General features: G+C 62.6%; 24 protein-coding genes. 23 read left to right on the top strand and 1 reads right to left on the bottom strand.

All coding sequences use genetic code 11. The features are described from left to right. The first annotated feature begins 175 nt into the window (after window positions 1-175). The 7 genes from rpoB to tuf all read left to right on the top strand — a co-directional run bounded on the left by rpoB (window position 176) and on the right by tuf (window position 14,008). Entirely contained in the window at window positions 176-3,661 is a 3,486-nt protein-coding gene (gene rpoB / locus D8M36_RS07385) for a DNA-directed RNA polymerase subunit beta (RefSeq protein ID WP_126847881.1), read from the top strand. 117 nt (window positions 3,662-3,778) lie between these two features. Further along, window positions 3,779-7,666: a DNA-directed RNA polymerase subunit beta' gene (locus tag D8M36_RS07380; RefSeq protein WP_126847880.1), complete on the top strand. Its 3,888-nt coding sequence runs from the start codon at window positions 3,779-3,781 to the stop codon at window positions 7,664-7,666. A gap of 337 nt (window positions 7,667-8,003) precedes the next feature. After that, a complete protein-coding gene (locus D8M36_RS07375) occupies window positions 8,004-9,251 on the top strand; it encodes a septal ring lytic transglycosylase RlpA family protein (RefSeq protein WP_161970229.1) in 1,248 nt (415 codons plus the stop codon). A gap of 407 nt (window positions 9,252-9,658) precedes the next feature. Further along, window positions 9,659-10,033: a 30S ribosomal protein S12 gene (gene rpsL, locus D8M36_RS07370; RefSeq protein WP_016664014.1), complete on the top strand. Its 375-nt coding sequence runs from the start codon at window positions 9,659-9,661 to the stop codon at window positions 10,031-10,033. Next, the gene (gene rpsG, locus D8M36_RS07365) at window positions 10,033-10,503 is read left to right on the top strand and encodes a 30S ribosomal protein S7 (RefSeq protein WP_016664015.1); all 471 of its coding nucleotides are present in this window, start codon (window positions 10,033-10,035) and stop codon (window positions 10,501-10,503) included. The genes rpsL and rpsG overlap by 1 nt, the downstream gene beginning before the upstream one ends. A gap of 42 nt (window positions 10,504-10,545) precedes the next feature. Then, window positions 10,546-12,693, top strand: a complete 2,148-nt coding sequence (gene fusA, locus D8M36_RS07360) for an elongation factor G (RefSeq protein WP_126847876.1) — start codon at window positions 10,546-10,548, stop codon at window positions 12,691-12,693. A 127-nt stretch (window positions 12,694-12,820) separates the two neighbouring features. Next, the gene (gene tuf / locus D8M36_RS07355; RefSeq protein ID WP_126847875.1) at window positions 12,821-14,008 is read left to right on the top strand and encodes an elongation factor Tu; all 1,188 of its coding nucleotides are present in this window, start codon (window positions 12,821-12,823) and stop codon (window positions 14,006-14,008) included. Window positions 14,009-14,113: 105 nt separating this feature from the next. Here tuf and D8M36_RS07350 read toward each other — a convergent pair whose 3' ends face one another. Beyond that, window positions 14,114-14,836, bottom strand: coding sequence for a general stress protein (locus D8M36_RS07350; RefSeq protein ID WP_126847873.1), 723 nt, complete (start codon window positions 14,834-14,836; stop codon window positions 14,114-14,116). 467 nt (window positions 14,837-15,303) lie between these two features. On the opposite strand from D8M36_RS07350, the gene rpsJ reads away from it, so the two are divergent. The 16 genes from rpsJ to rplN all read left to right on the top strand — a co-directional run bounded on the left by rpsJ (window position 15,304) and on the right by rplN (window position 25,023). After that, window positions 15,304-15,612: a 30S ribosomal protein S10 gene (gene rpsJ / locus D8M36_RS07345; RefSeq protein WP_055089348.1), complete on the top strand. Its 309-nt coding sequence runs from the start codon at window positions 15,304-15,306 to the stop codon at window positions 15,610-15,612. A 13-nt stretch (window positions 15,613-15,625) separates the two neighbouring features. Continuing rightward, the gene (gene rplC / locus D8M36_RS07340) at window positions 15,626-16,306 is read left to right on the top strand and encodes a 50S ribosomal protein L3 (protein WP_065247385.1); all 681 of its coding nucleotides are present in this window, start codon (window positions 15,626-15,628) and stop codon (window positions 16,304-16,306) included. A 5-nt stretch (window positions 16,307-16,311) separates the two neighbouring features. Beyond that, window positions 16,312-17,256, top strand: a complete 945-nt coding sequence (gene rplD / locus D8M36_RS07335) for a 50S ribosomal protein L4, sunset domain variant (protein ID WP_126847871.1) — start codon at window positions 16,312-16,314, stop codon at window positions 17,254-17,256. Continuing rightward, entirely contained in the window at window positions 17,253-17,555 is a 303-nt protein-coding gene (rplW, locus tag D8M36_RS07330) for a 50S ribosomal protein L23 (protein ID WP_065247387.1), read from the top strand. The genes rplD and rplW overlap by 4 nt, the downstream gene beginning before the upstream one ends. Before the next feature lie 46 nt (window positions 17,556-17,601). After that, on the top strand, window positions 17,602-18,438 hold the full coding sequence (rplB, locus tag D8M36_RS07325) for a 50S ribosomal protein L2 (protein WP_065247388.1): 837 nt from the start codon (window positions 17,602-17,604) through the stop codon (window positions 18,436-18,438). Window positions 18,439-18,459: 21 nt separating this feature from the next. Further along, window positions 18,460-18,741 carry a 30S ribosomal protein S19 gene (gene rpsS / locus D8M36_RS07320; RefSeq protein ID WP_065247389.1) on the top strand — a complete coding sequence of 94 codons (282 nt, stop codon included), beginning with the start codon at window positions 18,460-18,462 and terminating at the stop codon, window positions 18,739-18,741. 59 nt (window positions 18,742-18,800) lie between these two features. Then, entirely contained in the window at window positions 18,801-19,166 is a 366-nt protein-coding gene (rplV, locus tag D8M36_RS07315) for a 50S ribosomal protein L22 (RefSeq protein WP_065247390.1), read from the top strand. Beyond that, window positions 19,166-19,993 (top strand): 30S ribosomal protein S3, encoded by an 828-nt coding sequence (gene rpsC, locus D8M36_RS07310; RefSeq protein ID WP_126847869.1) that lies wholly within the window; start codon window positions 19,166-19,168, stop codon window positions 19,991-19,993. Before rplV ends, rpsC begins: the two co-directional genes overlap by 1 nt. Window positions 19,994-19,998: 5 nt before the next feature. After that, window positions 19,999-20,418 carry a 50S ribosomal protein L16 gene (gene rplP / locus D8M36_RS07305; RefSeq protein WP_016664027.1) on the top strand — a complete coding sequence of 140 codons (420 nt, stop codon included), beginning with the start codon at window positions 19,999-20,001 and terminating at the stop codon, window positions 20,416-20,418. After that, the gene (gene rpmC / locus D8M36_RS07300; protein ID WP_034372255.1) at window positions 20,418-20,651 is read left to right on the top strand and encodes a 50S ribosomal protein L29; all 234 of its coding nucleotides are present in this window, start codon (window positions 20,418-20,420) and stop codon (window positions 20,649-20,651) included. Before rplP ends, rpmC begins: the two co-directional genes overlap by 1 nt. A gap of 17 nt (window positions 20,652-20,668) precedes the next feature. Further along, the gene (rpsQ, locus tag D8M36_RS07295) at window positions 20,669-20,944 is read left to right on the top strand and encodes a 30S ribosomal protein S17 (RefSeq protein ID WP_034372258.1); all 276 of its coding nucleotides are present in this window, start codon (window positions 20,669-20,671) and stop codon (window positions 20,942-20,944) included. Between the two features lie 265 nt (window positions 20,945-21,209). Beyond that, on the top strand, window positions 21,210-21,917 hold the full coding sequence (locus D8M36_RS07290) for a hypothetical protein (RefSeq protein WP_126847867.1): 708 nt from the start codon (window positions 21,210-21,212) through the stop codon (window positions 21,915-21,917). Further along, entirely contained in the window at window positions 21,914-22,477 is a 564-nt protein-coding gene (locus D8M36_RS07285; protein ID WP_126847865.1) for an OmpA family protein, read from the top strand. Before D8M36_RS07290 ends, D8M36_RS07285 begins: the two co-directional genes overlap by 4 nt. Continuing rightward, window positions 22,467-23,240 (top strand): response regulator transcription factor, encoded by a 774-nt coding sequence (locus tag D8M36_RS07280; protein ID WP_126847863.1) that lies wholly within the window; start codon window positions 22,467-22,469, stop codon window positions 23,238-23,240. The genes D8M36_RS07285 and D8M36_RS07280 overlap by 11 nt, the downstream gene beginning before the upstream one ends. Beyond that, window positions 23,237-24,148, top strand: a complete 912-nt coding sequence (locus tag D8M36_RS07275) for a sensor histidine kinase (RefSeq protein WP_126847861.1) — start codon at window positions 23,237-23,239, stop codon at window positions 24,146-24,148. The genes D8M36_RS07280 and D8M36_RS07275 overlap by 4 nt, the downstream gene beginning before the upstream one ends. Before the next feature lie 506 nt (window positions 24,149-24,654). After that, the gene (rplN, locus tag D8M36_RS07270) at window positions 24,655-25,023 is read left to right on the top strand and encodes a 50S ribosomal protein L14 (protein ID WP_016664037.1); all 369 of its coding nucleotides are present in this window, start codon (window positions 24,655-24,657) and stop codon (window positions 25,021-25,023) included.

The raw sequence follows: 25,023 nt of genomic DNA, 5'->3' as shown, positions 1-25,023 counted from the left end.
CGAGGTCTTGAGGGCGGGGGAACTCTCGCATACTCTTGAAACTTAGCGCCCGTGTTTCGTGCGCCCTTTTTCAACTCATTCGACTCATATAGCGGGGTTGGTCGTGAATGAGGGGCCGAAACACATCGAGTCTATCGAAGCGTGTACGAGTCCTCATCCCGTGGAAGGATTACCCTTGGCTGCCTCGAGCACCGATTCTCACACCACTGCACTGCGCACCGCCTCGCCCCGCGTCACCTTCGCGAAGCTTGGCGATCCCATCGAAGTTCCCGACCTTCTTTCGCTCCAGACGAGCTCGTTTGACTGGCTGCTTGGCAACGAGCGCTGGCAAGAGCGTGCGGCGGAAGCTGAAGCAGCGGGCCGCGAAGACGTTCCGCAGACCTCCGGCCTCGCCGACATTTTCGAAGAGATCTCTCCGATTGAGGATCTTGGCGGCAACATGTCGCTGTCCTTCAGGAACCACTCCTTCGAAGAACCGAACTATTCGGTTGAGGAGTGCAAGGAAAAGGATCTCACCTACGCCGCGCCGCTCTACGTCACGGCGGAGTTCATGAACAATGAGACCGGCGAAATTAAGACCCAGACGGTCTTCATGGGCGACTTCCCGCTCATGACTGAAAAGGGCACCTTCATCATCAACGGCACTGAGCGCGTTGTCGTGTCGCAGCTCGTGCGCTCACCCGGCGTGTACTTCGAGGAAAGCATCGACAAGACGAGTGACAAGCACGTCTTTAGCGCGAAGGTCATTCCCTCGCGCGGTGCCTGGCTCGAATTCGAGGTCGACAAGCGCGACCAGGTCGGTGTACGCATCGACCGCAAGCGCAAGCAGTCCGTGACGACCCTTCTCCAGGCGCTCGGCATGTCCAAGAGCGACATTCTCGAGGAGTTCGGCGAGTTTGAATCCATGCGCGCCACGCTCGAGAAGGACAAGGTTGAGTCGCAGGACGAGGCGCTCATGGACATCTACCGCAAGCAGCGCCCGGGCGAGCCGCCCAGCCGCGATGCTGGCGAGACGATGCTCAACAACCTCTACTTCAACGACAAGCGCTACGACCTCGCGAAGGTCGGCCGCTACAAGATCAACAAGAAGCTCGGTCTCGAAGGCCCGCTCAGCGAGAGCGTGCTCAACCTCGAAGATGTCATTGCGACGATCAAGTACATCGTTGCCCTCCACGCTGGCATGGACAGCATGGAGAACAGCTTCGGCACCGAGATCCGCGTGGAGACGGACGACATCGACCACTTCGGCAACCGCCGTATCCGCGCCGTGGGCGAACTCATCCAGAACCAGGTTCGCACGGGTCTCTCACGCATGGAGCGCGTCGTGCGCGAGCGCATGACGACCCAGGACGTCGAAGCGATCACGCCGCTCACGCTCATCAACATCCGCCCCGTGACCGCGGCGATCAAGGAGTTCTTCGGAACCTCGCAGCTCTCGCAGTTCATGGATCAGAACAACCCGCTCTCGGGCCTCACCCACAAGCGCCGCCTCTCGGCGCTCGGCCCGGGCGGTCTCTCCCGTGACCGCGCAGGCATGGAAGTTCGCGACGTTCACCCGTCGCACTACGGCCGCATGTGCCCGATCGAGACGCCGGAAGGCCCGAACATCGGTCTTATCGGCTCGCTCGCCACGTTCGCGCGCATCAACCCGTTCGGCTTTGTGGAAACCCCGTACCGCAAGGTCGTGGACGGCGTTGTCACCGATGAGATCGTCTACCTCACGGCTGACGACGAAGACCGCCACATCATTGCCCAGGCGAACGCGAAGATCGACGAGAACGGCAAGTTCCTCGAGGAAAACGTTCTCTCGCGTATGCCCGGTGGCGAGCCCGAGCTCGTGGAACCGAGCGACGTGACCTACATGGACGTTTCGGCACGCCAGATGGTGTCGGTCGCGACCGCCATGATTCCGTTCCTTGAGCACGACGACGCGAACCGCGCGCTCATGGGCTCGAACATGCAGCGCCAGGCCGTTCCGCTCCTGCGCACCGAAATGCCGCTCGTTGGTACCGGTATGGAGCGCCGTGCGGCCGTCGATGCGGGCGACGTGATCGTTGCCGAGAAGGCCGGTGTCATCACTGAGCTTTCCGCCGACCTCATCACCGTTGCGGCGGACGACGGCACGAATCAGACCTACCGCATCGATAAGTTCCAGCGTTCGAACGCCGGTAACTGCTACAACCACCGCGTTCTCTTCGACGAGGGCGACCGCGTGGAGGCCGGCTCGGTTCTCGCCGACGGACCCTCGACGGACGACGGCGAGCTCTCGCTCGGCAAGAACCTTCTCGTGGCGTTCATGTCGTGGCACGGCCACAACTACGAGGACGGCATCATCCTCTCCTCGCGCCTCGTCCAGGATGACGTGCTCACGTCGATCCACATCGAGGAGCACGAGGTCGATGCTCGTGACACGAAGCTCGGTAAGGAAGAGATCACGCGGGATATCCCGAACGTCGGTGAGGATGTCCTCGCCGACCTCGACGAACGCGGCATCATCCGTATCGGCGCCGAGGTCGTTCCCGGCGACATCCTCGTCGGCAAGGTCACCCCGAAGGGTGAAACTGAGCTGACCCCCGAGGAGCGCCTCCTGCGCGCGATCTTCGGTGAGAAGGCCCGCGAGGTGCGCGACACGTCGTTGCGCGTTCCCCACGGCGAATCGGGCACCGTGATCGGTGTTCGCGTGTTCGACTCGGAAGAGGACTCCGATATCCTCCCGACCGGCGTCAACGAGATGGTGCGCGTGTACATCGCGCAGAAGCGTAAGATCACCGACGGCGATAAGCTCGCCGGCCGCCACGGCAACAAGGGCGTCATTGCGAAGATCCTGCCCGTTGAGGACATGCCGTTCCTCGAGGACGGCACCCCGATCGACATCATCCTCAACCCGATGGGTGTGCCTGGGCGTATGAACATCGGCCAGGTGATGGAAACCCACCTCGGTTGGGTCGCGAAGTCCGGTTGGGATATCGATGAATCAAACCCGGCTGCGAAGGACCTCCCGAAGGACGCCCTGCACGGCGAGCCCGGCACGCCCGTTGCCGTCCCCGTGTTCGACGGCCTGAGTGACACCGAGCTCAACGGTCTCATCGAGAACTACACGCCGAACCGCGACGGCGAGCGCATGATCCAGGACAACGGCAAGGCGCGTCTGTTCGACGGCCGCACCGGCGAACCGTTCCCGCACGAGATCTCGGTTGGCTACATGTACATCCTCAAGCTGCACCACCTCGTCGACGACAAGCTGCACGCTCGTTCGACCGGTCCGTACTCGATGATCACCCAGCAGCCGCTCGGTGGTAAGGCACAGTTCGGCGGCCAGCGTTTCGGCGAGATGGAGGTGTGGGCGCTCGAGGCGTACGGCGCCGCCTACGCACTTCAGGAGCTCCTCACGATTAAGTCGGACGACATCACGGGTCGCGTGAAGGTGTACGAGGCGATCGTTAAGGGCGACAACATTCCCGAACCGGGCATCCCCGAATCGTTCCGAGTGCTCCTCAAGGAAATGCAGTCCCTGTGCCTGAACGTTGAGGTGCTTGGCGCCGACGGTCAGAACCTCGAGGTCCGTGACCGCGACGAGGACATCTTCCGCAGCGCGGAGGAACTCGGAATCAACCTGTCGAGCCGCCCGAACGAGGGCGCGATCAACATCGAAGAGGTCTGATCGATCACCGGGGGAGGGTCCGACGCTTGCCGAGCGACCGTCGGACCTTCACACCCCGGAGATCTCAGCCCCAACCATTCAGACCTTGACGACTTTCTAGACGAGAGAAGGACACACGTGCTCGACGTCAACCACTTTGACGAGCTCAAGATCGGCCTCGCGACGGCCGACGACATCCGTTCCTGGTCATTCGGGGAAGTAAAGAAGCCCGAAACCATCAACTACCGCACCCTCAAGCCCGAGATGGACGGCCTCTTCTGTGAGCGCATCTTCGGCCCCACCCGCGACTGGGAGTGCTACTGCGGTAAGTACAAGCGCGTGCGATTCAAGGGAATCGTGTGTGAACGCTGTGGCGTGGAGGTCACCAAGTCCTCCGTGCGCCGTGAGCGCATGGGCCACATCGAGCTTGCTGCTCCCGTGACCCACATCTGGTACTTCAAGGGCGTGCCGAGCCGCCTTGGCTACCTGCTCGACCTCGCACCGAAGGACCTCGAAAAGGTCATCTACTTCGCTGCATACATGATCACGAAGGTCGACGACGAGGCACGTCACACCGACATGCCCGAGCTTCAGAGCCGCCACGACCTTGAGATTCGCGAGCTCGAAAACGAGCGCGATGCCGCGATCAACGATCGTGCCGTCACCGCCGAGAAGGACCTCGCCCAGCTCGAGGAAGAAGGCGCGAAGGCCGACGCCAAGCGCAAGGTTCGCGACTCCGCGGAGCGCGAGCAGGCTCAGATCCGCAAGAAGTACGACGCGGAGATCACGCGCGTGCAGAACGTGTGGGAGCGCTTCAAGAACCTCTCGGTTGCCGATCTCGAGGGCGATGAGCAGCTCTACCGCGCGATGAAGCTCCGCTACGGCCACTACTTCGAGGGTGGCATGGGCGCCGAGGCCGTGCAGCAGCGCCTGCTCGACTTCGACCTTGACTCCGAGGCCGAAAAGCTCCGCGAGGTGATCGCGAACGGCAAGGGGCAGAAGAAGGCTCGCGCCCTCAAGCGCCTCAAGGTCGTTTCGGCATTCCAGCAGACGACCAACTCACCCGCGGGCATGGTGCTCGATTGCATCCCGGTCATTCCGCCGGATCTTCGCCCCATGGTCCAGCTCGACGGCGGCCGCTTCGCGACGTCCGATCTCAACGACCTGTACCGCCGTGTGATCAACCGCAACAACCGCCTCAAGCGCCTCATTGACCTCGGCGCCCCCGAGATCATCGTGAACAACGAAAAGCGCATGCTTCAGGAGTCGGTGGATTCGCTGTTCGACAACGGCCGCCGTGGCCGCCCGGTCACGGGCCCCGGCAACCGCCCGCTCAAGTCGCTCTCCGACATGCTCAAGGGCAAGCAGGGCCGTTTCCGTGCGAACCTGCTCGGTAAGCGCGTGGACTACTCGGGCCGTTCGGTCATCGTGAACGGCCCTGAGCTGCACCTTCACCAGTGTGGTCTTCCGAAGGGCATGGCGCTCGAGCTGTTCAAGCCGTTCGTCATGAAGCGTCTCGTGGATCTCTCGCTCGCGCAGAACGTCAAGGCCGCCAAGCGCATGGTTGAGCGTTCGCGCCCCGAAGTGTGGGACGTTCTTGAAGAGGTCATCACCGAGCATCCGGTGCTGCTGAACCGTGCACCTACGCTTCACCGCCTCGGTATCCAGGCGTTCGAGCCGAAGCTCGTTGAAGGCAAGGCCATCCACCTGCACCCGCTCGTGTGTGGCGCCTTCAACGCGGACTTCGACGGTGACCAGATGGCTGTGCACCTCCCGCTTTCGCCCGAAGCGCAGGCCGAAGCGCGCGTGCTCATGCTTTCCTCGAACAACATCCTCAAGCCGTCGGATGGCCGCCCGGTGACGATGCCCGCACAGGACATGATTATCGGTCTGTACCATCTGACGACCCCGAAGCCGGAGGCGCTCGGTCACGGCCGTACGTTCTCGTCGATCGCCGAGGCGATCATGGCCTTCGACAACAACGAGATCGATCTGAACGCACCGATCAACGTGCGCTTCACCGATGTTGTGCCACCGTCGGACTGGAAGGCCCCCGAAGGCTGGAACGAGGGTGACGCGATCACGCTCGAAACCACGCTTGGTGCCTACTACTTCAACGAAACCCTCCCCGAGGACTTCCCGTACGTGGAAGGCCAGGTGGGCAAGAAGCGCCTCGGCGGGATCGTCAACGCGCTCGCAGAACGCTATGACAAGGGCCAGGTTTCGGCTTCACTCGACGCGCTCAAGTCCTACGGCTTCTCGTGGTCAACCTACTCGGGTGTGACCTTCGCTTTCAGCGACGTTGTCGCACCGCCGAACAAGGCTGAAATCATCGCGAAGTACGAGGCGAAGGCCGCGCAGGTCGAGGAAAACCGCGATCTCGGTCTCGTCTCCGAAGCCGAGCGCAGCAGCGAGCTGATCGACATTTGGACCGAGGCCACCAATGAGGTTGCCGAGGCGATGAAGTCGAACTTCCCGCTCGACAACACCATTTATCGCATGGTGCACTCGGGTGCTCGCGGTAACTGGATGCAGATTCGCCAGATCGCCGGTATGCGCGGCCTCGTGAACAACCCGAAGGGCGAGATCATTCCGCGCCCGATTCTCTCGAACTACCGCGAGGGTCTTTCGGTTCTCGAGTACTTCATCGCTTCGCACGGCTCGCGTAAGGGCCTTGCCGATACCGCGCTCAAGACCGCACAGTCGGGTTACCTGACGCGTCGTCTCGTTGACGTCTCGCAGGACGTCATCGTGCGCGAAGGCGACTGTGGAACCTCCAAGGGCTTCACGATGGCGATTGGCCAGGATCTCGACGGCACCATCGTGCCCGCCGACAATGTGGAGATCACGGCCTATGGCCGTACCCTTGCGCAGGATGTCGCTGGCGACGATGGTACCGTTCTCGCCTCCGCCGGCGAGGACGTCGGTGACGTGCTCATCGAGAAGCTCATCGCTGCTGGTGTCACCGAGGTGAAGGTGCGCTCCGTTCTCACGTGTGATTCCGCCGTGGGCACGTGTGCGCAGTGCTACGGCCGTTCGCTTGCGACCGGCCAGCTCGTCGATATCGGCGAGGCCGTCGGTATCGTCGCCGCCCAGTCGATTGGTGAGCCCGGTACCCAGCTCACGATGCGTACCTTCCACTCCGGCGGTGTCGCCTCGGCAGAGGGCGATATCACGCACGGTCTTCCGCGTGTGCAGGAGCTCTTTGAGGCCCGTACCCCGGCCGGCTTCGCCCCGATTACCGAAATCGCGGGCCGCGTGAGCGTTGACGAAACCGACAAGCAGCGCAAGCTCACCGTGACACCGGACGACGGCAGCGAGCCCGTGACCTACACGCTCTCGCGCCGAGTGACCCCGCTCGTGTTTGACGGAGACCACGTTGAGGTTGGCCAGCAGCTTTCGCCGGGTTCCGTCGACCCGAAGCAGGTGCTTCGCATCCTCGGGCCGCGTGCCGTGCAAAAGCACCTCGTGGACGAGGTCCAGAAGGTGTACGTGAGCCAGGGCGTGGACATTCACGCGAAGCACATCGAGGTCATCGTGCGCCAGATGCTGCGCCGCGTCACCATCGTGGCTTCGGGCGACACGAAGCTCCTCCCTGGCGATCTCGTGGAAAACGCCGCGTTCATTGAAGCGAACCGTGCTGTCCTCGCCGAGGGCGGGGAGCCCGCGCAGGGCCGCCCCGAACTCATGGGCATCACGAAGGCGTCGCTTGCGACCGAGTCGTGGCTTTCGGCTGCGTCGTTCCAGGAGACGACTCGCGTTCTCACCGAGGCTGCGCTCAGCTCGAAGAGCGACAAACTCATGGGCCTCAAGGAGAACGTCATCATCGGTAAGCTCATCCCCGCGGGCACGGGCCTTCCCCGTTTCCGCAACTTCGAGGTCGAGCCGACCGATGAAGCCAAGGCGCAGATGTACACGGTTCCCGGCTACGACGATTTCGGCCTCGCTGATTTCAGTGGTGCCGGCTCGAACCTGAACCTCGACGACTTCAGCTACTCGGATCCGTTCAACACCGATTTCCGCTGATTCGACACTGAGCCTCGCGCGCGAGCGCGTACTGGAGGGCCGTCTCTTTCCCGAGTGGGGGAGGGGCGGCCCTTCCGCCGTGAATGCGGGGTTCTCGCGCCTGCCGGAATTTCGCCGCAGGTGCGATGGCGGCTCATGCGACGCGTGCGCTGACCGCTGTGAAGTAGACCGCGATAAGCGTCAAGTAATGGCAAAGTTGCGGTTGCTCTTGGCTCAAGCGTTGGTTTTTCCTATGTTCGCGCGCGTGAAGGCGCGACAAGATGGACTTATTCAAGAAATCCGCACTCGCGCCCATCGCGCGACACTTCCCGTGCACTCGTCAATGCGAAGGACACTCGTGAAGAAGAAGACTCCGATCATCGCCGCAGCCGCGCTCGCGACCGTATTCGCGGGCGGTGGCGGTGGCGCCGCCTACGCGATGTCGAGCGAGGTGACCGTGAACGCCTACGGTCGTGTGGATACCTTCCGCACGTTTGACTCGAAGGTGTCCGACATCCTCGAAGCACACGGTGTGGATGTGACCCACACCGATCTCGTTCAGCCGGCGCTCGGTGAGACCATCGACTCGGGCGACAAGATCGTCGTGAAAGAACGCGACGAAGTGAAGCTCAGTGTCGACGGCAAAGAGCAGTCCGTTCTCGTCGAGGGTGGCACCGTTGCCGATGCTCTCGCACAGGCCGGAATCGACACCGACGGGGCCGCGGTGTCCCCGAAGCCCGAAACCGCGCTTGACGATCTCGATGGTGCCGTGACCGTGACAACGGCCAAGGACATCACCGTGACCGGCATGAACGGATCGTGGGTCGCTGAGGGAACGACCACCCGCACGGTGCAGGATCTTCTTGACAAGTATTTCGCCGATTCGGTTGATGCCGATGATGAGGTCACGCCTTCGCGCGACACCGTTCTCAAGGACGGCGACACGATTCACCTCGTCCGCCTCAATGCCGAGGAGAAGACCGAGAAGGTGGCGATCGACTACAAGTCCGAAACCCGCAAGGATGACGCGATCTACGAAGGTGAAACTCGCGTGGTCACGAAGGGCGAAAAGGGCGAAAAGACCATCGTCAAGAAGGTTTCGACGACCGACGGAAAAGTGACGGGCGAGGAAGTCGTGAAGGAAGAGGTCACGAAGGAGCCCGTCACCGAGGTCATCGCCAAGGGCACCAAGAAGCGCCCCGCTGAGGAACCGAAGAGCGAGGACGTGAGCACGGATAGCAGCAAAGACACCAAGCCGAGCCGCAAAAAGCGCAGCGAATCCGCGCCTCAGGGCGGCAAGGCTGTGAGTGGCGTTCGTTCGTGCGGTGCCTCGTTCTACGGCAACGGCGACGGAACGGACGGTGGCCCCACGGCGAGCGGCGAGCGTTTCAACACGCATGCGTACACCGCGGCCCACAAGAGCCTGCCGTTCGGCACGCGCGTGCGCGTGACCAACAAGGCCAATGGCCGCAGCGTGGTCGTGCGCATCAATGACCGTGGTCCGTACGCGGGCGGCCGCTGCCTCGACCTTTCCTACGCGGCGATGAAGAGTATCGGTGGCGTGAGCTCCGGAGTGGCGCGCGTCGACTGGCAGATCGTCGAGTAAATCAGCACTCGCGAATTTCGGGCCGACGGTACTCAGCAACCGTCGGCCCGTCTTCTTTGCTGTTGCCTGCGCGACACTTCAAAGTTTCTCCGCATGTGATGTACAACGAAGTCCGCCCAGTCCTTTGACCGAAATAAATCCTGCAACGTAGACTGATGAACTGTGTCTGGGTGCCCTATGCCCTCTCGCGGCCTCGCCTCGTGCGAGCGGAATGAGCGGGGGTACGGTACCTCAGCCACCGGGCCTCGTCTGAGGCTCGAGCGGGTCGAGATCGACACACCCGAACGCGGGGGTCGGCCTCGAGTCGCGGCCCACTCCACACCCGTGGACACGGTGCTTCGGCGCCTGTGGGCAAAGAAGGTGATCTGGCCTCGTGAAGAGCGTGGCTAGCGACAGAAAGAGAACAAGTGCCTACTATTCAGCAGTTGGTGCGCAAGGGTCGTCAGGACAAGCCTGTCGCCTCGAGCACGCCCGCGCTCAAGGGTTCGCCCCAGCGCCGCGGCGTGTGCACCCGTGTGTACACCACCACCCCCAAGAAGCCGAACTCGGCGCTCCGTAAGATCGCGCGTGTTCGTCTCTCCTCCGGTGTCGAAGTGACGGCCTACATCCCCGGTGAAGGCCACAACCTCCAGGAGCACTCGATCGTCCTCGTTCGCGGCGGTCGTGTGAAGGACCTCCCGGGCGTCCGCTACAAGGTCGTTCGTGGTTCGCTCGATACCCAGGCCGTGAAGGGTCGCCAGCAGGCGCGCTCGCGGTACGGCGCGAAGAAGGAGAAGAAGTAATGCCACGTAAAGGTGCAGCTCCCAAGCGTCAGCTCGTGGTCGACCCGGTTTACGGTTCGCCCATTGTCACTCAGCTCATCAATAAGGTTCTTCTCGACGGCAAGAAGACCGTCGCTGAGCGTATCGTCTACGGTGCCCTCGAGGGTTGCCGCGAGAAGAACGGTCAGGACCCTGTAGCGACCCTTAAGAAGGCCCTGGATAATATCCGCCCTTCGCTCGAGGTTCGCTCCCGCCGAGTCGGCGGCGCCACCTACCAGGTGCCCGTCGAGGTGCGTGCCGGTCGTTCGACGACCCTCGCGCTGCGGTGGCTCGTTGGCTACTCGCGTGCTCGCCGTGAGCACACGATGACCGAGCGCCTGATGAACGAGATCCTCGACGCTTCGAACGGCCTCGGTGCCGCTGTGAAGCGCCGCGAAGACACCCACAAGATGGCGGAGTCCAACAAGGCCTTCGCTCACTACCGCTGGTAATCACCGGCGGTCCTCGAACCGAAGCGCAGAAAGGCATAGCCCGTGGCACTTGCAGTGCTTAAGGACCTCAACAAGGTCCGCAACATCGGCATCATGGCACACATCGATGCTGGTAAGACCACCACCACCGAGCGCATCCTGTACTACACCGGCGTCAACTACAAGCTTGGCGAAACCCACGATGGTGCCGGCACGATGGACTGGATGGAGCAGGAGAAGGAACGCGGCATCACCATTACGTCCGCGGCAACCACCTGCTACTGGCACGACAACCAGATCAACATCATCGACACGCCAGGCCACGTCGACTTCACCGTTGAGGTGGAGCGCTCGCTTCGCGTTCTCGACGGTGCCGTTGCCGTGTTTGACGGCAAGGAAGGTGTCGAGCCGCAGTCGGAGACCGTGTGGCGCCAGGCCGACAAGTACGACGTGCCGCGCATCTGCTTCGTCAACAAGATGGACAAGATGGGTGCGGACTTCTTCTTCACCGTTGGCACCATCGTTGACCGCCTCAAGGCGAAGCCGCTCGTGATGCAGGTGCCGATCGGTGCTGAGTCTGAGTTCCGCGGCGTGATCGACCTCCTCGAGATGAAGGCCTACGAGTGGCCCGAGGAGTTCGAAGAGGACGCCCCTGAGTTCAATAAGAAGAAGGGTGATGCGGCCCTCGGTCAGTACCAGAAGGAGATTCCGATCCCGGAAGACCTTCAGGCCAAGGCTGATGAATACCGCGAGAAGCTCGTCGAGGACGTTGCCGAAGCAAGCGAAGAGCTCATGGAGAAGTACCTCGAAGAGGGCGACCTCTCGCTCGAGGACCTCAAGAATGGCATTCGCGAGCTCACGATTTCCTCGCAGGCCTACCCGGTGTTCTGCGGTTCGGCGTTCAAGAACAAGGGCGTGCAGCCCATGCTCAACGCCGTGATCGACTTCCTCCCGTCGCCGCTCGACGTGCCGCCGATGATCGGCCACGACGTGAAGGACGAGGAAAAGGAGCTCACGCGTAAGCCGTCGGCCGATGAGCCTTTCTCGGCTCTCGCGTTCAAGGTCGCTGCGCACCCGTTCTTCGGTTCGCTGACCTATGTGCGCGTCTACTCCGGTCACGTGGAGACGGGCTCCCAGGTGCTCAACGCCAATACGGGCAAGAAGGAGCGCGTCGGCAAGCTCTTCCAGATGCACTCGAACCAGGAGAACCCGGTCGACGAGGCATTCGCGGGCCACATCTACGCGTTCATCGGTCTGAAGGACACGACCACCGGCGACACGCTGTGCGACGCGCAGCACCCGATCGCGCTTGAGTCGATGACCTTCCCGGAGCCCGTGATCTCGATGGCCATCGAGCCGAAGACCAAGAGCGACCAGGAGAAGCTCGGTATCGCGATTCAGCGTCTCGCCAAGGAAGACCCGACCTTCCAGGTTCAACTCGACGAGGAAACCGGCCAGACGGTCATCAAGGGTATGGGCGAGCTTCAGCTCGACGTGCTCGTGGACCGTATGCGCCGCGAGTTCAAGGTCGAAGCGAACGTGGGCTCGCCGCAGGTGGCCTACCGCGAGTCGATCAAGAAGACCGTTGAGAAGTTCGATTACACGCACAAGAAGCAGACCGGTGGTTCCGGTCAGTTCGGTAAGGTTCAGATCACCTTCGAGCCTCTTACCGACGCTGAAGAAGGCGTGTTCTACGAGTTCGAAAACCTCGTCACCGGTGGCCGCATCCCGCGTGAATACATCCCGAGCGTTGACGCGGGTATTCAGGATGCGCTCCAGTCCGGCGTTCTCGCCGGCTACCCGGTGGTGAACGTCAAGGCATCGCTTATTGACGGTGCTTACCACGACGTGGACTCCTCGGAAATGGCGTTCAAGATTGCCGGTTCGATGGCGACGCGCGAGGCCCTCAAGAAGGCCCAGCCGATTCTCCTCGAGCCGATCATGAGCGTCGAGGTTCGTACTCCCGAGGAGTACATGGGAGATGTCATCGGCGACCTGAACAAGCGACGCGGTCAGGTTTCGTCGATGGAGGACGCGAGCGGGGTCAAGATTATCCGTGCTCTCGTCCCGCTGTCCGAAATGTTCGGCTACATTGGCGACCTGCGTTCCTTCACGCAGGGCCGCGCGATGTACACGATGCAGTTCGACAGCTACGCGGAGGTCCCGAGGAACATCTCGGAAGAGATCATCGCGAAGACGCGGGGCGAGTAAGCCTTACGGGAATTAGCGGGTAGAGTAGATCTGTTCGCTGGTTCTCGGACCGCTTGGGTCGCCCCTTCGGGGGCGCCCCACCCGTTCAACAGAAGTACACCCAACCAAAGTCCTAGGAGGACACACTATGGCTAAGGCCAAGTTCGAGCGTACGAAGCCGCACGTCAACATCGGCACCATCGGTCACGTTGACCACGGCAAGACCACGCTGACCGCTGCTATCTCGAAGGTTCTGTACGATCAGTACCCCGACCTCAACGAGAAGCGCAACTTCGATCAGATCGACAACGCCCCTGAGGAAAAGCAGCGCGGCATTACGATCAACATCTCCCACATCGAGTACCAGACCGACAAGCGTCACTACGCTCACGTTGACGCTCCCGGCCACGCCGACTACATCAAGAACATGATTACCGGCGCTGCTCAGATGGACGGCGCAATCCTCGTGGTTGCCGCCACCGACGGCCCCATGGCGCAGACCCGCGAGCACGTTCTTCTTGCTCGCCAGGTTGGCGTTCCCTACCTCCTCGTTGCGCTCAACAAGTGCGACATGGTCGACGATGAGGAAATCCTCGAGCTCGTCGAGATGGAGGTCCGTGAGCTTCTCGCTTCGCAGGAGTTCGATGAGGACGCTCCCGTCGTTCGCGTTTCGGCGTTCAAGGCGCTCGAGGGCGACGAGCAGTGGGTCAAGTCGGTTCAGGACCTCATGGCTGCCGTCGACGAGTCGATCCCGGATCCGGTTCGCGACATGGACAAGCCGTTCCTCATGCCGATCGAGGACGTCTTCACCATCACCGGTCGTGGCACCGTTGTGACCGGTAAGGTCGAGCGTGGCAAGCTTGCCATCAACTCGGAGATTGAGATCGTGGGTATCCGCGAGGCTCAGAAGACCACCGTCACCGGTATCGAGATGTTCCACAAGCAGATGGACGAGGCTTGGGCAGGCGAGAACTGTGGCCTCCTCCTCCGTGGCACCAAGCGTGAAGACGTGGAGCGCGGCCAGGTTGTCGTGAAGCCGGGTTCGATCACCCCGCACACCGACTTCGAGGGCCAGGTCTACATCCTCTCGAAGGACGAGGGTGGCCGCCACAACCCGTTCTACTCGAACTACCGCCCGCAGTTCTACTTCCGTACCACGGACGTGACCGGCGTTATCACCCTCCCCGAGGGCACCGAGATGGTCATGCCTGGCGACTCGACCGAGATGACCGTTGAGCTCATCCAGCCGATCGCTATGGAAGAGGGCCTCGGCTTCGCTATCCGTGAGGGTGGCCGCACCGTTGGCTCGGGTCGCGTCACCAAGATCATCAAGTGATCTGACGCTGCATAGCCTGCAGAGTTAAAGGAAAACGCCCCGGATTCGTCCGGGGCGTTTTTCTATGCGTGGACGCTCGATTGGCGGTGAAGGGACCGTGCGAGCTTAGTCTCGTTCGGTCTTTTCGGCAGAGTCCGACGGTAGACCGTACGTAGGGCGTTTCGCTGGCTGACTGCCGTCACTCGTGGCAGCACCGGCGTTGTCCGCATCGGCGTTGCCGTCGGCGGGCGTCGAGCCCGGCTGGCCGTAAGTCGGGGTTTCTCCGCTTTGCGCGCGAGGTCTTTGTGCTGGTTGACCGGAGGAAGGGGCAGCCGGGCCTACGCCGCCAAAGGCCCCCTCGCCGAGGCGTACACCGGCCTCGGAAAGAATGCGGCGGGCGTCCATGACGTTGCGGTGCTCCACGAGGAGTTCGTATTGCATCGGAACCGTCGCGGTCATTGAGGTGAAGTCGCGCTGACCGCCACTCGTGGCATGGCCGATCACTGCCCACACGGTGAAGAACACCGCGCCGAGCACAATTGAACTGAGGATAGTTGAGAGCCACTCCTCGGAGAGCATGCTGAAGAGGAGGCCCACGAATAGGCCCATCCACATGCCGCTCAGTGCCCCGCCGAGAATGACGCGCGTCCACGTTTTGCGTCCGGTTACGCGCTCGATAAGACGTAGATCGGTTCCTACGATGAGGGTGTTGTGGACGGGGAACCCGGCGTCGGCAAGGGTGTCGACTAAACGTTGGACGTCGGAGTACTCGTGGTAAGTTCCGAGCGATTGCGGAAATTCGAGGGAGAATGCTCGCGACTGGAGCGGGTTGTTTGGCTGTTGACTCATGCCTCTACTCTAGGGTGCTTCGCTGCGCACGTGTGCGGATGAGTGGGTGCCCGGCGGGCCTCGGCCGCGGGTGCCGAGCAGAGGGAGCGCGAGCGCGCCGTCGTGCGTGTGACGAACGGTCTGGGTAGGGAAGCCGTGTGCCAGACGCTTTCTGCTTGTGAGGCGTTCCACGCCTGAGCCCCTGGTGCCCATTTGAGATACGTGGCAAACTAGATGAGTTGCTTGCGCGAGCGGCCATGCCCGGTTCCGTTCCCCATCTCTGGGAATGACCACCGGATGACGCTCAGCCCAAGGATGCGAACAGTGTGGAAACTCCGCTGAGGGCGCATCGTTTGAGGGAACAGTCGCAAGGACATGGGTTTCGCGCGGCCTTTTTGCGCCTCGCAAGAGCGACACACCCGACCGCGGGTGTCGGTCTGGCCCACTCCATGTAAGAGCGGTTTTAGAGAAAGAGATAGACCTAGGCTATGGCGGGACAGAAGATCCGCATCCGGCTCAAGTCGTATGACCACGAGGTGATTGACAGCTCGGCGCGCAAAATCGTCGACACTGTCACCCGCGCTGGTGCAACGGTCGTGGGCCCGGTGCCGCTGCCGACTGAGAAGAACGTTTTCGTTGTGATCAAGTCGCCGCACAAGTACAAGGATTCCCGTGAGCAGTTCGAGATGCGCACCCACAAGCGCCTCATCGACATCGTCGATCCCACGCCCAAGGCTGTGGATTCGCTGATGCGCCTCGACCTGCCTGCGGACGTCAACATCGAGATCAAGCTCTGAGGTATCGGAACACATGAGTAACGAACTGACAGGGCAGCGCGATCGCGTCATCAATGGCGTGCTCGGCACCAAGCTTGGCATGACCCAGGTGTGGGATGAGGACGGCAAGATCGTCCCCGTGACCGTGGTTCAGGCCGGCCCGTGTGTTGTCACGCAGGTCCGCTCACAGGACGTTGATGGCTACGACGCTGTCCAGATCGCGTATGGCGCGATTGATCCCCGTAAGGTGACGAAGCCCCTCAAGGGTCACTTCGAGAAGGCCGGCGTTACGCCGCGCCGTCACCTCGTTGAGCTCCGCACGAATGATGCGGCGGAGTACGAGCTCGGCCAGGAGATCGACGCTTCGATCTTCGAGGCCGGCCAGAAGGTCGACGTCGTTGGCACGACCAAGGGTAAGGGCAACGCGGGCGTCATGAAGCGCCACGGGTTCGCCGGTGTGAGTTCCTCGCATGGTCAGCACCGCAACCACCGCAAGCCCGGCTCGATCGGTGGCGCCTCGACCCCCGCACGCGTGTTCAAGGGCATGCGCATGGCGGGCCGCATGGGCGGTAACCGCAACAGCGTCCAGAACCTCACCGTTCAGGCGGTGGACGCCGAGAAGAACCTCGTGCTCATCAAGGGTGCCGTTCCCGGCCCCAAGGGTGGCATCGTTCTGGTTCGCTCGGCCGTCAAGGGTCCGAAGAAGGGAGCCTGATTTTCATGGCTAACAACCTGACGGTCGATGTTCTCGACCCCGCAGGCAAGAAGACTGGCACCGCCGAGCTTCCCGCTCACATCTTCGATGTCCAGACCAACGTGTCGCTTATCCACCAGGTCGTGACGGCTCAGCTCAACGCTGCACGTCAGGGCACGCACAAGGCCAAGACCCGCGGCGAGGTCCGCGGCGGCGGCCGTAAGCCGTGGAAGCAGAAGGGAACCGGTCGCGCTCGCCAGGGCTCGATCCGCGCACCTCAGTGGACCGGCGGTGGCGTTGTGCACGGTCCGGTTCCGCGTGACTACACGCAGCGTGTGCCCAAGAAGATGAAGGCTGCTGCGCTCCGTGGCGCCCTCTCCGATCGCGCCCGCTTTGGCCGCGTTCACGTCTTCACCGCGCTTCTTGAGGGCGACAAGCCCTCGACGAAGCTCGTGGCGAAGACCATCGCTACCGTATCGGACAGCTCGAACTTCCTCCTGGTCGTTCGCCGTGACGATGAGGTCGGCGCACTCAGCTCGCGCAACCTCTCGAACGCTCACGTGCTGTTCGCCGATCAGCTCAACACCTACGACGTGATGGCTTCTGACCATGTCGTCTTCACCGAAGGTGCACTCGAGGACTTCGTGGCTGGCGCAACTCTCGCCGCTGTGAAAGCTCCTTCGCAGTCCACCACCGAGGCTGCCCCCGTGGCCGCCAAGGCTGAGGCGAAGACCGCGCCCGAGGCCGTTGAAGCTCCCTACGGCGAAGGCAGCGCCCTTCCGCTCGACGGTGGCAAGGCCCCCGAAGGTTTCACCATCAAGGGCAACAGCAACTCCATGAAGTACCACACCGAAGAATCGCCGTGGTACGGCCGCACCAAGGCTGAGGTCTGGTTCGCGACGCCGGAGGCAGCGGAAGCTGCCGGCTTTGTGAACGCCGTTCGCCCGGCCGATGAGGAGGAAGCCAAGTGACCTCGATCCACAAGAACCCGCGCGACATCCTTTTCGCGCCGGTCCTCACCGAGAAGTCCTACGGCCAGATGGACGAAGGCAAGTACGTCTTCGTCGTCGATCGCCGCGCTAATAAGACCGAAATCAAGCTCGCCGTCGAGGAAATCTTCGACGTCAAGGTTGCTTCGGTGAACACCATCAACCGTCAGGGCAAGACGCGTCGCACGCGTTTCGGCATTGGCAAGCGCAACGACACCAAGCGCGCCATTGTCACCCTCAAGGACGGATCCATCGACATCTTCGGAGGCGCGACCGCCTGAGCGGTCGTGACCCGAAGACAAACGAGAGAGTCTGAGGAAACCCACGATGGGAATTCGTAAGAACAAGCCGACCTCGCCGAGCCGTCGCGGTTCGAGCGTCGCCGACTTCGTCGAGATCACTCGTAGTGAGCCGGAGAAGTCGCTGGTCCGCCCCCTGTCCAAGACGGGTGGCCGTAACAACAAGGGTCGCGTGACCTCGCGTCACCGCGGTGGTGGCCATAAGCGTGCCTACCGTGTGATTGACTTCCGTCGCCACGACAAGGACGGCGTCAACGCTAAGGTCGCCCACATCGAGTACGACCCGAACCGTACCGCTCGTATCGCGCTGCTCCACTACATGGACGGCGAGAAGCGCTACATCCTCGCCCCGGCGAAGCTTCGCCAGGGTGACGTGCTCGAAAGCGGCCCGAGCGCCGACATCAAGCCCGGCAACAACCTTCCGCTGCGCAACATCCCCGTGGGTACCGTTGTGCACGCTATCGAGCTCCGCCCCGGTGGCGGCGCGAAGATCGCCCGTTCGGCGGGTGCCTCCGTGCAGCTCGTCGCGAAGGAAGGCAAGTTCGCCCAGCTTCGTATGCCGTCCGGCGAAATCCGCAACGTCGATGCGCGCTGCCGCGCGACCATCGGCGAAGTGGGCAACGCCGAACAAGCCAACATCAACTGGGGCAAGGCCGGCCGCATGCGCTGGAAGGGCAAGCGCCCGCACGTCCGTGGTGTTGTGATGAACCCCGTGGACCACCCGCATGGTGGTGGTGAGGGCCGCACGTCGGGCGGTCGTCATCCCGTTTCGCCTTGGGGCCAGCCGGAAGGCCGCACCCGCAAGCCGAACAAGGAAAGCGACAAGCTCATCGTGCGCCGCCGCCGTACCGGCAAAAAGCGCTGATAGGACGAGGGATAAACAGATATGCCACGCAGTATTGCTAAGGGCCCCTTCGTTGACGATCACCTTCAGAAGAAGGTCGACGCTCAGAACGAAGCCGGTACCAAGAACGTCATCAAGACCTGGTCGCGCCGTTCGGTCATCACGCCGGACTTCCTCGGCCACACTTTCGCAGTGCACGATGGCCGCAAGCACGTCTCGGTGTTCGTCACCGAGTCGATGGTGGGCCACAAGCTCGGCGAGTTCGCTCCCACGCGCACTTTCCGCAGCCATGACAAGGACGACATGAAGGGACGTCGTCGCTAATCGCCGCTCTGGCGTAGTGATGATGGCCCTCGCTATTCACTAAAGAAAGCAGGACAGCAATGGAAGCCAAGGCGCAGGTGCGGTTCATCCGTATTTCGCCCATGAAGGCCCGGCGCGTCGTTGACCTTATTCGTGGTAAGAGCACGGGTGAAGCCCTGGAGATCCTGCGGTTCGCACCGCAGGCCGCCAGCGAGCCCGTCTCGAAGCTCGTAAAGTCCGCGATCGCCAACGCCCGCGTGAAGGCAGATCAGGCAGGGGAGCGTTTCGATGAGCAGGATCTCGTCGTGTCCGCTGCATTCGTCGACGAAGGCCCGACCATGAAGCGGTTCCAGCCGCGTGCTCAGGGTCGCGCATTCCAGATCAAGAAGCGCACCAGCCACATCACCGTGGCTGTTGCCCCGTCGAAGAAGAAGGAGACCCGCTAGTGGGCCAGAAGGTCAATCCCAACGGGTTCCGCCTCGGTATTACGACCGACCACACGAGCCGCTGGTTCGCCGACTCCACGAAGGAAGGTCAGCGCTACCGCGACTACGTGAAGGAAGACGTCGCCATCCGCAACCTCCTCTCCGAGGGGCTTGAGCGTGCTGGCGTGTCGAAGGTCGAGATCGAGCGCACCCGTGATCGCGTTCGCGTTGATCTGCACACCGCTCGCCCCGGCATCGTGATCGGTCGCCGTGGCGCGGAGGCCGAGCGTCTCCGCGGTCAGCTCGAGAAGCTGACGGGCAAGCAGATTCAGCTCAACATCCTCGAGGTCAAGAACCCCGAGGCAGACGCGCAGCTCGTTGCTCAGGGCATCGCCGAGCAGCTCGCGAGCCGCGTGTCCTTCCGCCGTGCGATGCGCAAGGGCATTCAGTCCGCGCAGCGTGCCGGCGCGAAGGGTATCCGTGTCGCCGTTTCGGGCCGCCTCGGTGGCGCCGAAATGAGCCGCAGCGAGTTCTACCGTGAAGGCCGCGTGCCCCTGCACACGCTTCGCGCGAACATCGACTACGGCTTCTACGAGGCCCGCACCGCATTCGGCCGCATCGGCGTGAAGGTGTGGATCTACAAGGGTGACATCACGTCCAAGGAACTCGCTGCACAGCAGGCCGCCCAGGCTCCGCGCCAGGGCCGTGGTCCGCGCGCTGAGCGCCCCCGTGGCCGCCGCAACGAGCGCAACGCCGCCCGCCGTGAGAAGGCGGAAGCTTCGGCTCCGGCTCAGGCCGCCACCGAGGCTCCCGCTGCCGCTCCGGCCGATAAGGGAACGGAGGCCTGAGTCCAATGCTGATTCCGCGTAGGACCAAGCACCGCAAGCAGCATCGCCCCACCCGTACCGGTATGGCCAAGGGTGGCTTCGATCTCGCGTTCGGCGACTACGGCATCCAGGCTCTCGAGCCCGCCTACGTCACGAACCGCCAGATTGAGGCTGCACGTATCGCCATGACTCGCTACATGAAGCGTGGCGGCAAGGTGTACATCAACATCTACCCCGATCGCCCCCTCACGAAGAAGCCTGCCGAGGTCCGCATGGGTTCCGGTAAGGGCTCGGTGGAGTTCTGGGTAGCGAACGTCAAGCCCGGCCGCGTCATGTTCGAGGTTGCCGGCGTCGATGAGCCGACTGCACGCGAAGCACTTCGCCTTGCGATGCACAAGCTCCCCATGAAGTGCCGAATCCTCAGCCGAGAGGGTGGTGACATCTGATGGCAGCCACGAAGCTTACCGCTGACGAGCTCAACAAGCTCGATGACGCAAAGCTCGCCGAAGAACTCGCGAAAGCCAAGGACGAGCTGTTCAAGCTCCGTTTCCAGGGCGCGACGGGCCAGCTCGAGTCGAGCGCTCGCTTGCGTTCGGTCAAGAAGGACATCGCACGGATCTACACGATCCTGCGCGAGCGCGAGCTGGGGATCCGCCAGGCCCCCGGTTCGGCCGAGTGAACGAGCGAGGTTAGGTAATGAACGAAAATCAGGTCGCTGAAGAGCGTCCGTACCGCAAGACTCAGCGCGGCTACGTCGTCTCCGACAAGATGGATAAGACCATCGTTGTCGAGGTCGAAGAGCGCGTGAAGCACTCGCTGTACGGCAAGGTGATGAAGAAGCACAAGAAGTTCAAGGCCCACGATGAGGAGAACACCGCCGGTGTCGGCGATCTTGTTCGCATCATGGAGACCAGGCCGCTGAGCGCCTCGAAGCGCTGGCGTCTCGTCGAAATCATCGAGAAGGCTAAGTAAATCTGTCGGGCTCAGTCCCGAAAGATCTCCGAGAAGGGGTCGTCCGCTGCTCAGCGGGCGGCCCCTTCCGCTATTGAGCGGGCGTTTGCGCCCTCCTGGCGATACGGTGACCAACGGCCATGTGCGTGACGACAGTTGTCGCAAATCTGCGACACGACATGGCAGAGTAGGTACCGCGTCGCAACGCCGCCGCGATATCCGGGCAATAGCGTGGAGGTAACGAGGAGGCGAGAAGCGACTCCCGTGACTTTGAGGAGTGAATCCCATGACGACGACCACGATGACGAAGCGCCGCCTCGCGGCAGCCCTTGCAGCCGCGTCTCTTCTTGTTGCCGGTGCAAGCGGGTGCTCGTTCGGCGTGCTCGGTAGCAGCGATGAGAAGCCCACGGAACAGGCGAGCGCGGCAGCCCCGGCAGACAACAGCAATGGCGGCGATCAGGGAAGCGGGTCCGACGGCGCGAATCCCGCGCAAGGCGCGAGCGATGCCGGCGGCGCTTCGGCAGGTTCCGATCAGGGCGGCGCGAACGGCCAGCAGGCGGCGGGGGATCCCAACGGGGCGAACTACCCCGCGCCGATCTTCACGACGGAGGCTCCTGTCGTCGTCAAGGGGGATCCGAACGCCACTGTCACGGCTTCGCTTCACGGGCTGAAGCGAGAGGGGGAGACCGTCACCGCCCTCTACTCGTTCAAGCTCAATACGACCGTGAAGGAGGAGCAGGATTTCTTCTACCTCAACGGTAGCCACAGGTGGACGCCATTCGTCATCGACACGAAGAACCTCCGAAAGCACACGCCACTTGCGACGGAGAATAACCAAGAGCGTGCAATGACTGAACTCATTGATGTGGACATCATGCCCGGTCAGACCGCGTATGCCTTTGCGACGTTCGCGGCGCCGCCGGCGGACGTCAAGACCATGGACGTGATGCTGTGGTCGACGGGTGAGGTCGCGAAGGGGGTCGAAATCAAGTGAAAAAGCGTCACCTTGTAAGCCTCACGGCCGCGGCTTTCGTCTTCGCTGCTGGGCCAGCGGCCCTTGCGGATAATGGGGACGAAACGCCCGCCCCCGAGCCGCCGAGCACGATCGGTACGTACGAGCCCAATATTTTTCCCCTCGAGCAGAATATCTACCAGCTCGAGCAAAACATCGAAGATCTCAATACCGATACACAAGAGGGCAACACGAAGGTTGTCACCTTGAACTCGGACATTCTCTTCGATTACGGCTCGAACAAACTATCTGACCCGGCGAAGAAACGCATCGGGGAGCTCGTCAAAGACGTTCCCCAGGGTGCAACCGTGAAGGTCGACGGGCACACTGACAACATCCCGTACCATCGCGGCAACGACGTGCTCTCCAAGGAGCGCGCCCAGGCGGTGGCCGACGCGATCTCCGCGGCGCGTGGCGACCTCAAGCTCGAGGTCGCGGGCCACGGGGACACGAAACCTGTTGAGCCCAATGAGAAAGGCGGGGAGGACAACCCCGATGGACGCGCCAAGAACAGGCGCGTGGAGATCCGCTATGACGGGTAGCCACACTCCTTCATTCGCGTCAGGATCGGCCGGTTCAGTGGAGCCGGCCGATCCGGCGCGTCAGCGCATCCTGCTCGTGGACGACGATGAGACGATTCGCGAGCATCTCGGGGGAGTGCTCTCACGCAGCGGGCTTGATGTGCGCATGGCAGCGAACGGTGCCGAGGCACTCGAGAGGCTCGATCAGGAGGAACCCGATCTCGTCATCCTCGACGTCATGATGCCGGTCATGGACGGTCGAGAAGCGCTTCGCCGCATCCGCGAACGCCATGAGTGGCTACCCGTCATCCTTCTTACCCAGGTGGGGGAGAGTTTCGAGCGCGCATCCGCGCTCGACGAAGGGGCCGACGATTACCTCAATAAGCCGTTCGACCCTCATGAGCTCCTCGCGCGGATCAGGGCAGTTCTGCGTCGAAGCTCGCGGGGCTCGGCCCCGCTCAGCACGTCCTCGACACTCACCTCTGGTGAGCTGCGCATCGATCGCACGGCCCGGCGGATCTTCGTGGGTGGCAAAGAAGACCAGCTCACGCCACGGGCGTTCGCGCTCCTCGAGTACCTCATGGCGCACCCCGGCGAAGTGTTCACGCGTGAGCGGCTCCTGCAGACCGTGTGGGGTTTCGATGCGATCGTGACCACGCGAGCCGTTGACCACCGGATCGCCGAGATCCGCCGCGTGATTGGTTCCGCCGACGGTTCCCCCACGTATATCGAGACAGTCCCGAGCCTCGGCTATCGCTTCGCCCAGAAGGTCGAACGTTCATGAAGAAACACCCACTTGCCTACGCCTCGGCTTTCGCCGCGCTTCCCCTCGCGATCGGCGTGGTGGCCTCCCTTGTATGGAGCGTCCTCGGCGAATCGAGGCACATCTACTTCTCGATGTCGCTCGCCTGGCTCCCGCTCACAATCGGCGCGGTTCTCACCCTCGCTGTGCTCCCCGCCCTCGGCGCGTGGTGGTACACGCGCCACGCCGTGAGCAAGGCGCGGCGCGAAACCGTGGCCGAGCAAACGGCAAGCCGGCGTCGGCTCATCGCCAGACTCGACCACGAAATAAAAAACCCGATCCAAGGCATTCGAGCGGCGCTTGCCGATGAGCCGTCCGAGCGCCAGCGCTCGAGCATCGACGCCCAATCACGCCGCCTCACCTCCCTTCTGAGCGACCTGCGCAAAATTGGGGAGGTCGAGCATACGCAGCTCGAGATTACGCAGATCGATCCTTCGCGTCTCGTCCACGACGCCATCGAGACCGCGCGCGAGGTGCCCGGTGCGAGCGAACGCTCGATCCGCGTCTCGCTTCCCACGGCTCCGCGCCCTCTGCCGCCGATCAACGGCGACGAAGACCTCCTCTTCCTGTGCCTCGTGAACGTTTTGAGCAATGCCGTGAAGTACTCGCGGCCGGGCGATGCGATCGAAGTGCGGGGGCGCCAGCTCGAAAGTGGCATTGTGCTCGAGGTCGCCGACACGGGACTCGGGATTTCTCCGGACGACCTTCCGCTCGTATGGGAGGAGCTCGGTCGCGCGAGCGAGGTTCGCGGTATCGAGGGCTCGGGCCTCGGGTTGCCCATGGTCAAAGCGATCGTCGAACGTCACGGAGGCGCTGCGACCCTCACGTCGTGGCATGGCGAAGGAACATCCGTGAGCCTTACGCTCCCGTTTGCGGGGCCCGCGCGGTAAAACACGCGGAAAAGAGGGGGTCGCGAAAGGGCGCGGGCGTTCGCCCATGCGAGTCTGGGCGAAGGGCACGTGTGAAAAGAAGGTCCGACGCTTGCCGGCCACCGTCGGACCCACGGCTGCACGCCGTACCCCACCGACCCACCAGGCGTTGCCACACCCAGCGAGACCAAGCACACATGCAAAGGCGTCCCCGCCCCCTTACGAAGAGTGCGTGCGTGCCGTAGACTAGACGGGTTGCTGTGTGTACGCACCCGAAAACCGAAAGGTTCACGGATTGCGCCACTGAGCACAGGACCCGGTCCTCGGGCCCCTGGTGGGACCCATCCCAGCCGGAGACCTTGCATCGCCTTTCGGCAGTGCCTGAGTCCGGCTCGGGGTTTTTTGATGCCCGGGAACTGGAAGCCGCCGCGCCCACTCGTGAGCGTGGCGGAAAACAAGTCCGATATCCGTTCCGCAAGGCTCGAGGCTCACGCCGAGAGAACCGGCGAGACGCAAGGAGAACGTTAGTGATTCAGCAGGAGTCGCGACTCAAGGTCGCCGACAACACCGGTGCAAAGGAAATCCTCTGCATCCGTGTTCTCGGTGGCTCCGGTCGCCGTTACGCCGGCATTGGTGACACCATCGTTGCGACCGTCAAGGACGCAATCCCTGGCGGAAACGTCAAAAAGGGCGATGTTGTGAAGGCCGTCGTGGTTCGCACCACGAAGGAACGCCGCCGTGCCGATGGTTCATACATCCGATTCGATGAGAACGCAGCTGTCATCCTCAAGAATGATGGCGAGCCGCGTGGCACGCGTATCTTCGGCCCCGTGGGCCGCGAGCTGCGTGACCGCCGGTTCATGAAGATCATCTCGCTGGCACCGGAGGTGCTGTGA

Origin of the sequence: Dermabacter sp. HSID17554 (assembly GCF_003989295.1) — a bacterium.
Lineage (GTDB): Bacteria > Actinomycetota > Actinomycetes > Actinomycetales > Dermabacteraceae > Dermabacter > Dermabacter vaginalis.
This window is presented reverse-complemented; position numbering and strand designations above follow the sequence as displayed.

Coding starts and splice junctions, on each gene's coding strand:
- rpsS (WP_065247389.1), top strand. CDS start 18,460: ATGCCACGCAGTATTGCTAAGGGCCCCTTCGTTGACGATCACCTTCAG.
- rpmC (WP_034372255.1), top strand. CDS start 20,418: ATGGCAGCCACGAAGCTTACCGCTGACGAGCTCAACAAGCTCGATGAC.
- D8M36_RS07275 (WP_126847861.1), top strand. CDS start 23,237: ATGAAGAAACACCCACTTGCCTACGCCTCGGCTTTCGCCGCGCTTCCC.
- tuf (WP_126847875.1), top strand. CDS start 12,821: ATGGCTAAGGCCAAGTTCGAGCGTACGAAGCCGCACGTCAACATCGGC.
- D8M36_RS07350 (WP_126847873.1), bottom strand. CDS start 14,836: ATGAGTCAACAGCCAAACAACCCGCTCCAGTCGCGAGCATTCTCCCTC.
- rpsJ (WP_055089348.1), top strand. CDS start 15,304: ATGGCGGGACAGAAGATCCGCATCCGGCTCAAGTCGTATGACCACGAG.
- rpsQ (WP_034372258.1), top strand. CDS start 20,669: ATGAACGAAAATCAGGTCGCTGAAGAGCGTCCGTACCGCAAGACTCAG.
- rplC (WP_065247385.1), top strand. CDS start 15,626: ATGAGTAACGAACTGACAGGGCAGCGCGATCGCGTCATCAATGGCGTG.
- rplP (WP_016664027.1), top strand. CDS start 19,999: ATGCTGATTCCGCGTAGGACCAAGCACCGCAAGCAGCATCGCCCCACC.
- rpsG (WP_016664015.1), top strand. CDS start 10,033: ATGCCACGTAAAGGTGCAGCTCCCAAGCGTCAGCTCGTGGTCGACCCG.
- rplD (WP_126847871.1), top strand. CDS start 16,312: ATGGCTAACAACCTGACGGTCGATGTTCTCGACCCCGCAGGCAAGAAG.
- D8M36_RS07290 (WP_126847867.1), top strand. CDS start 21,210: ATGACGACGACCACGATGACGAAGCGCCGCCTCGCGGCAGCCCTTGCA.
- rplV (WP_065247390.1), top strand. CDS start 18,801: ATGGAAGCCAAGGCGCAGGTGCGGTTCATCCGTATTTCGCCCATGAAG.
- rplB (WP_065247388.1), top strand. CDS start 17,602: ATGGGAATTCGTAAGAACAAGCCGACCTCGCCGAGCCGTCGCGGTTCG.
- D8M36_RS07280 (WP_126847863.1), top strand. CDS start 22,467: ATGACGGGTAGCCACACTCCTTCATTCGCGTCAGGATCGGCCGGTTCA.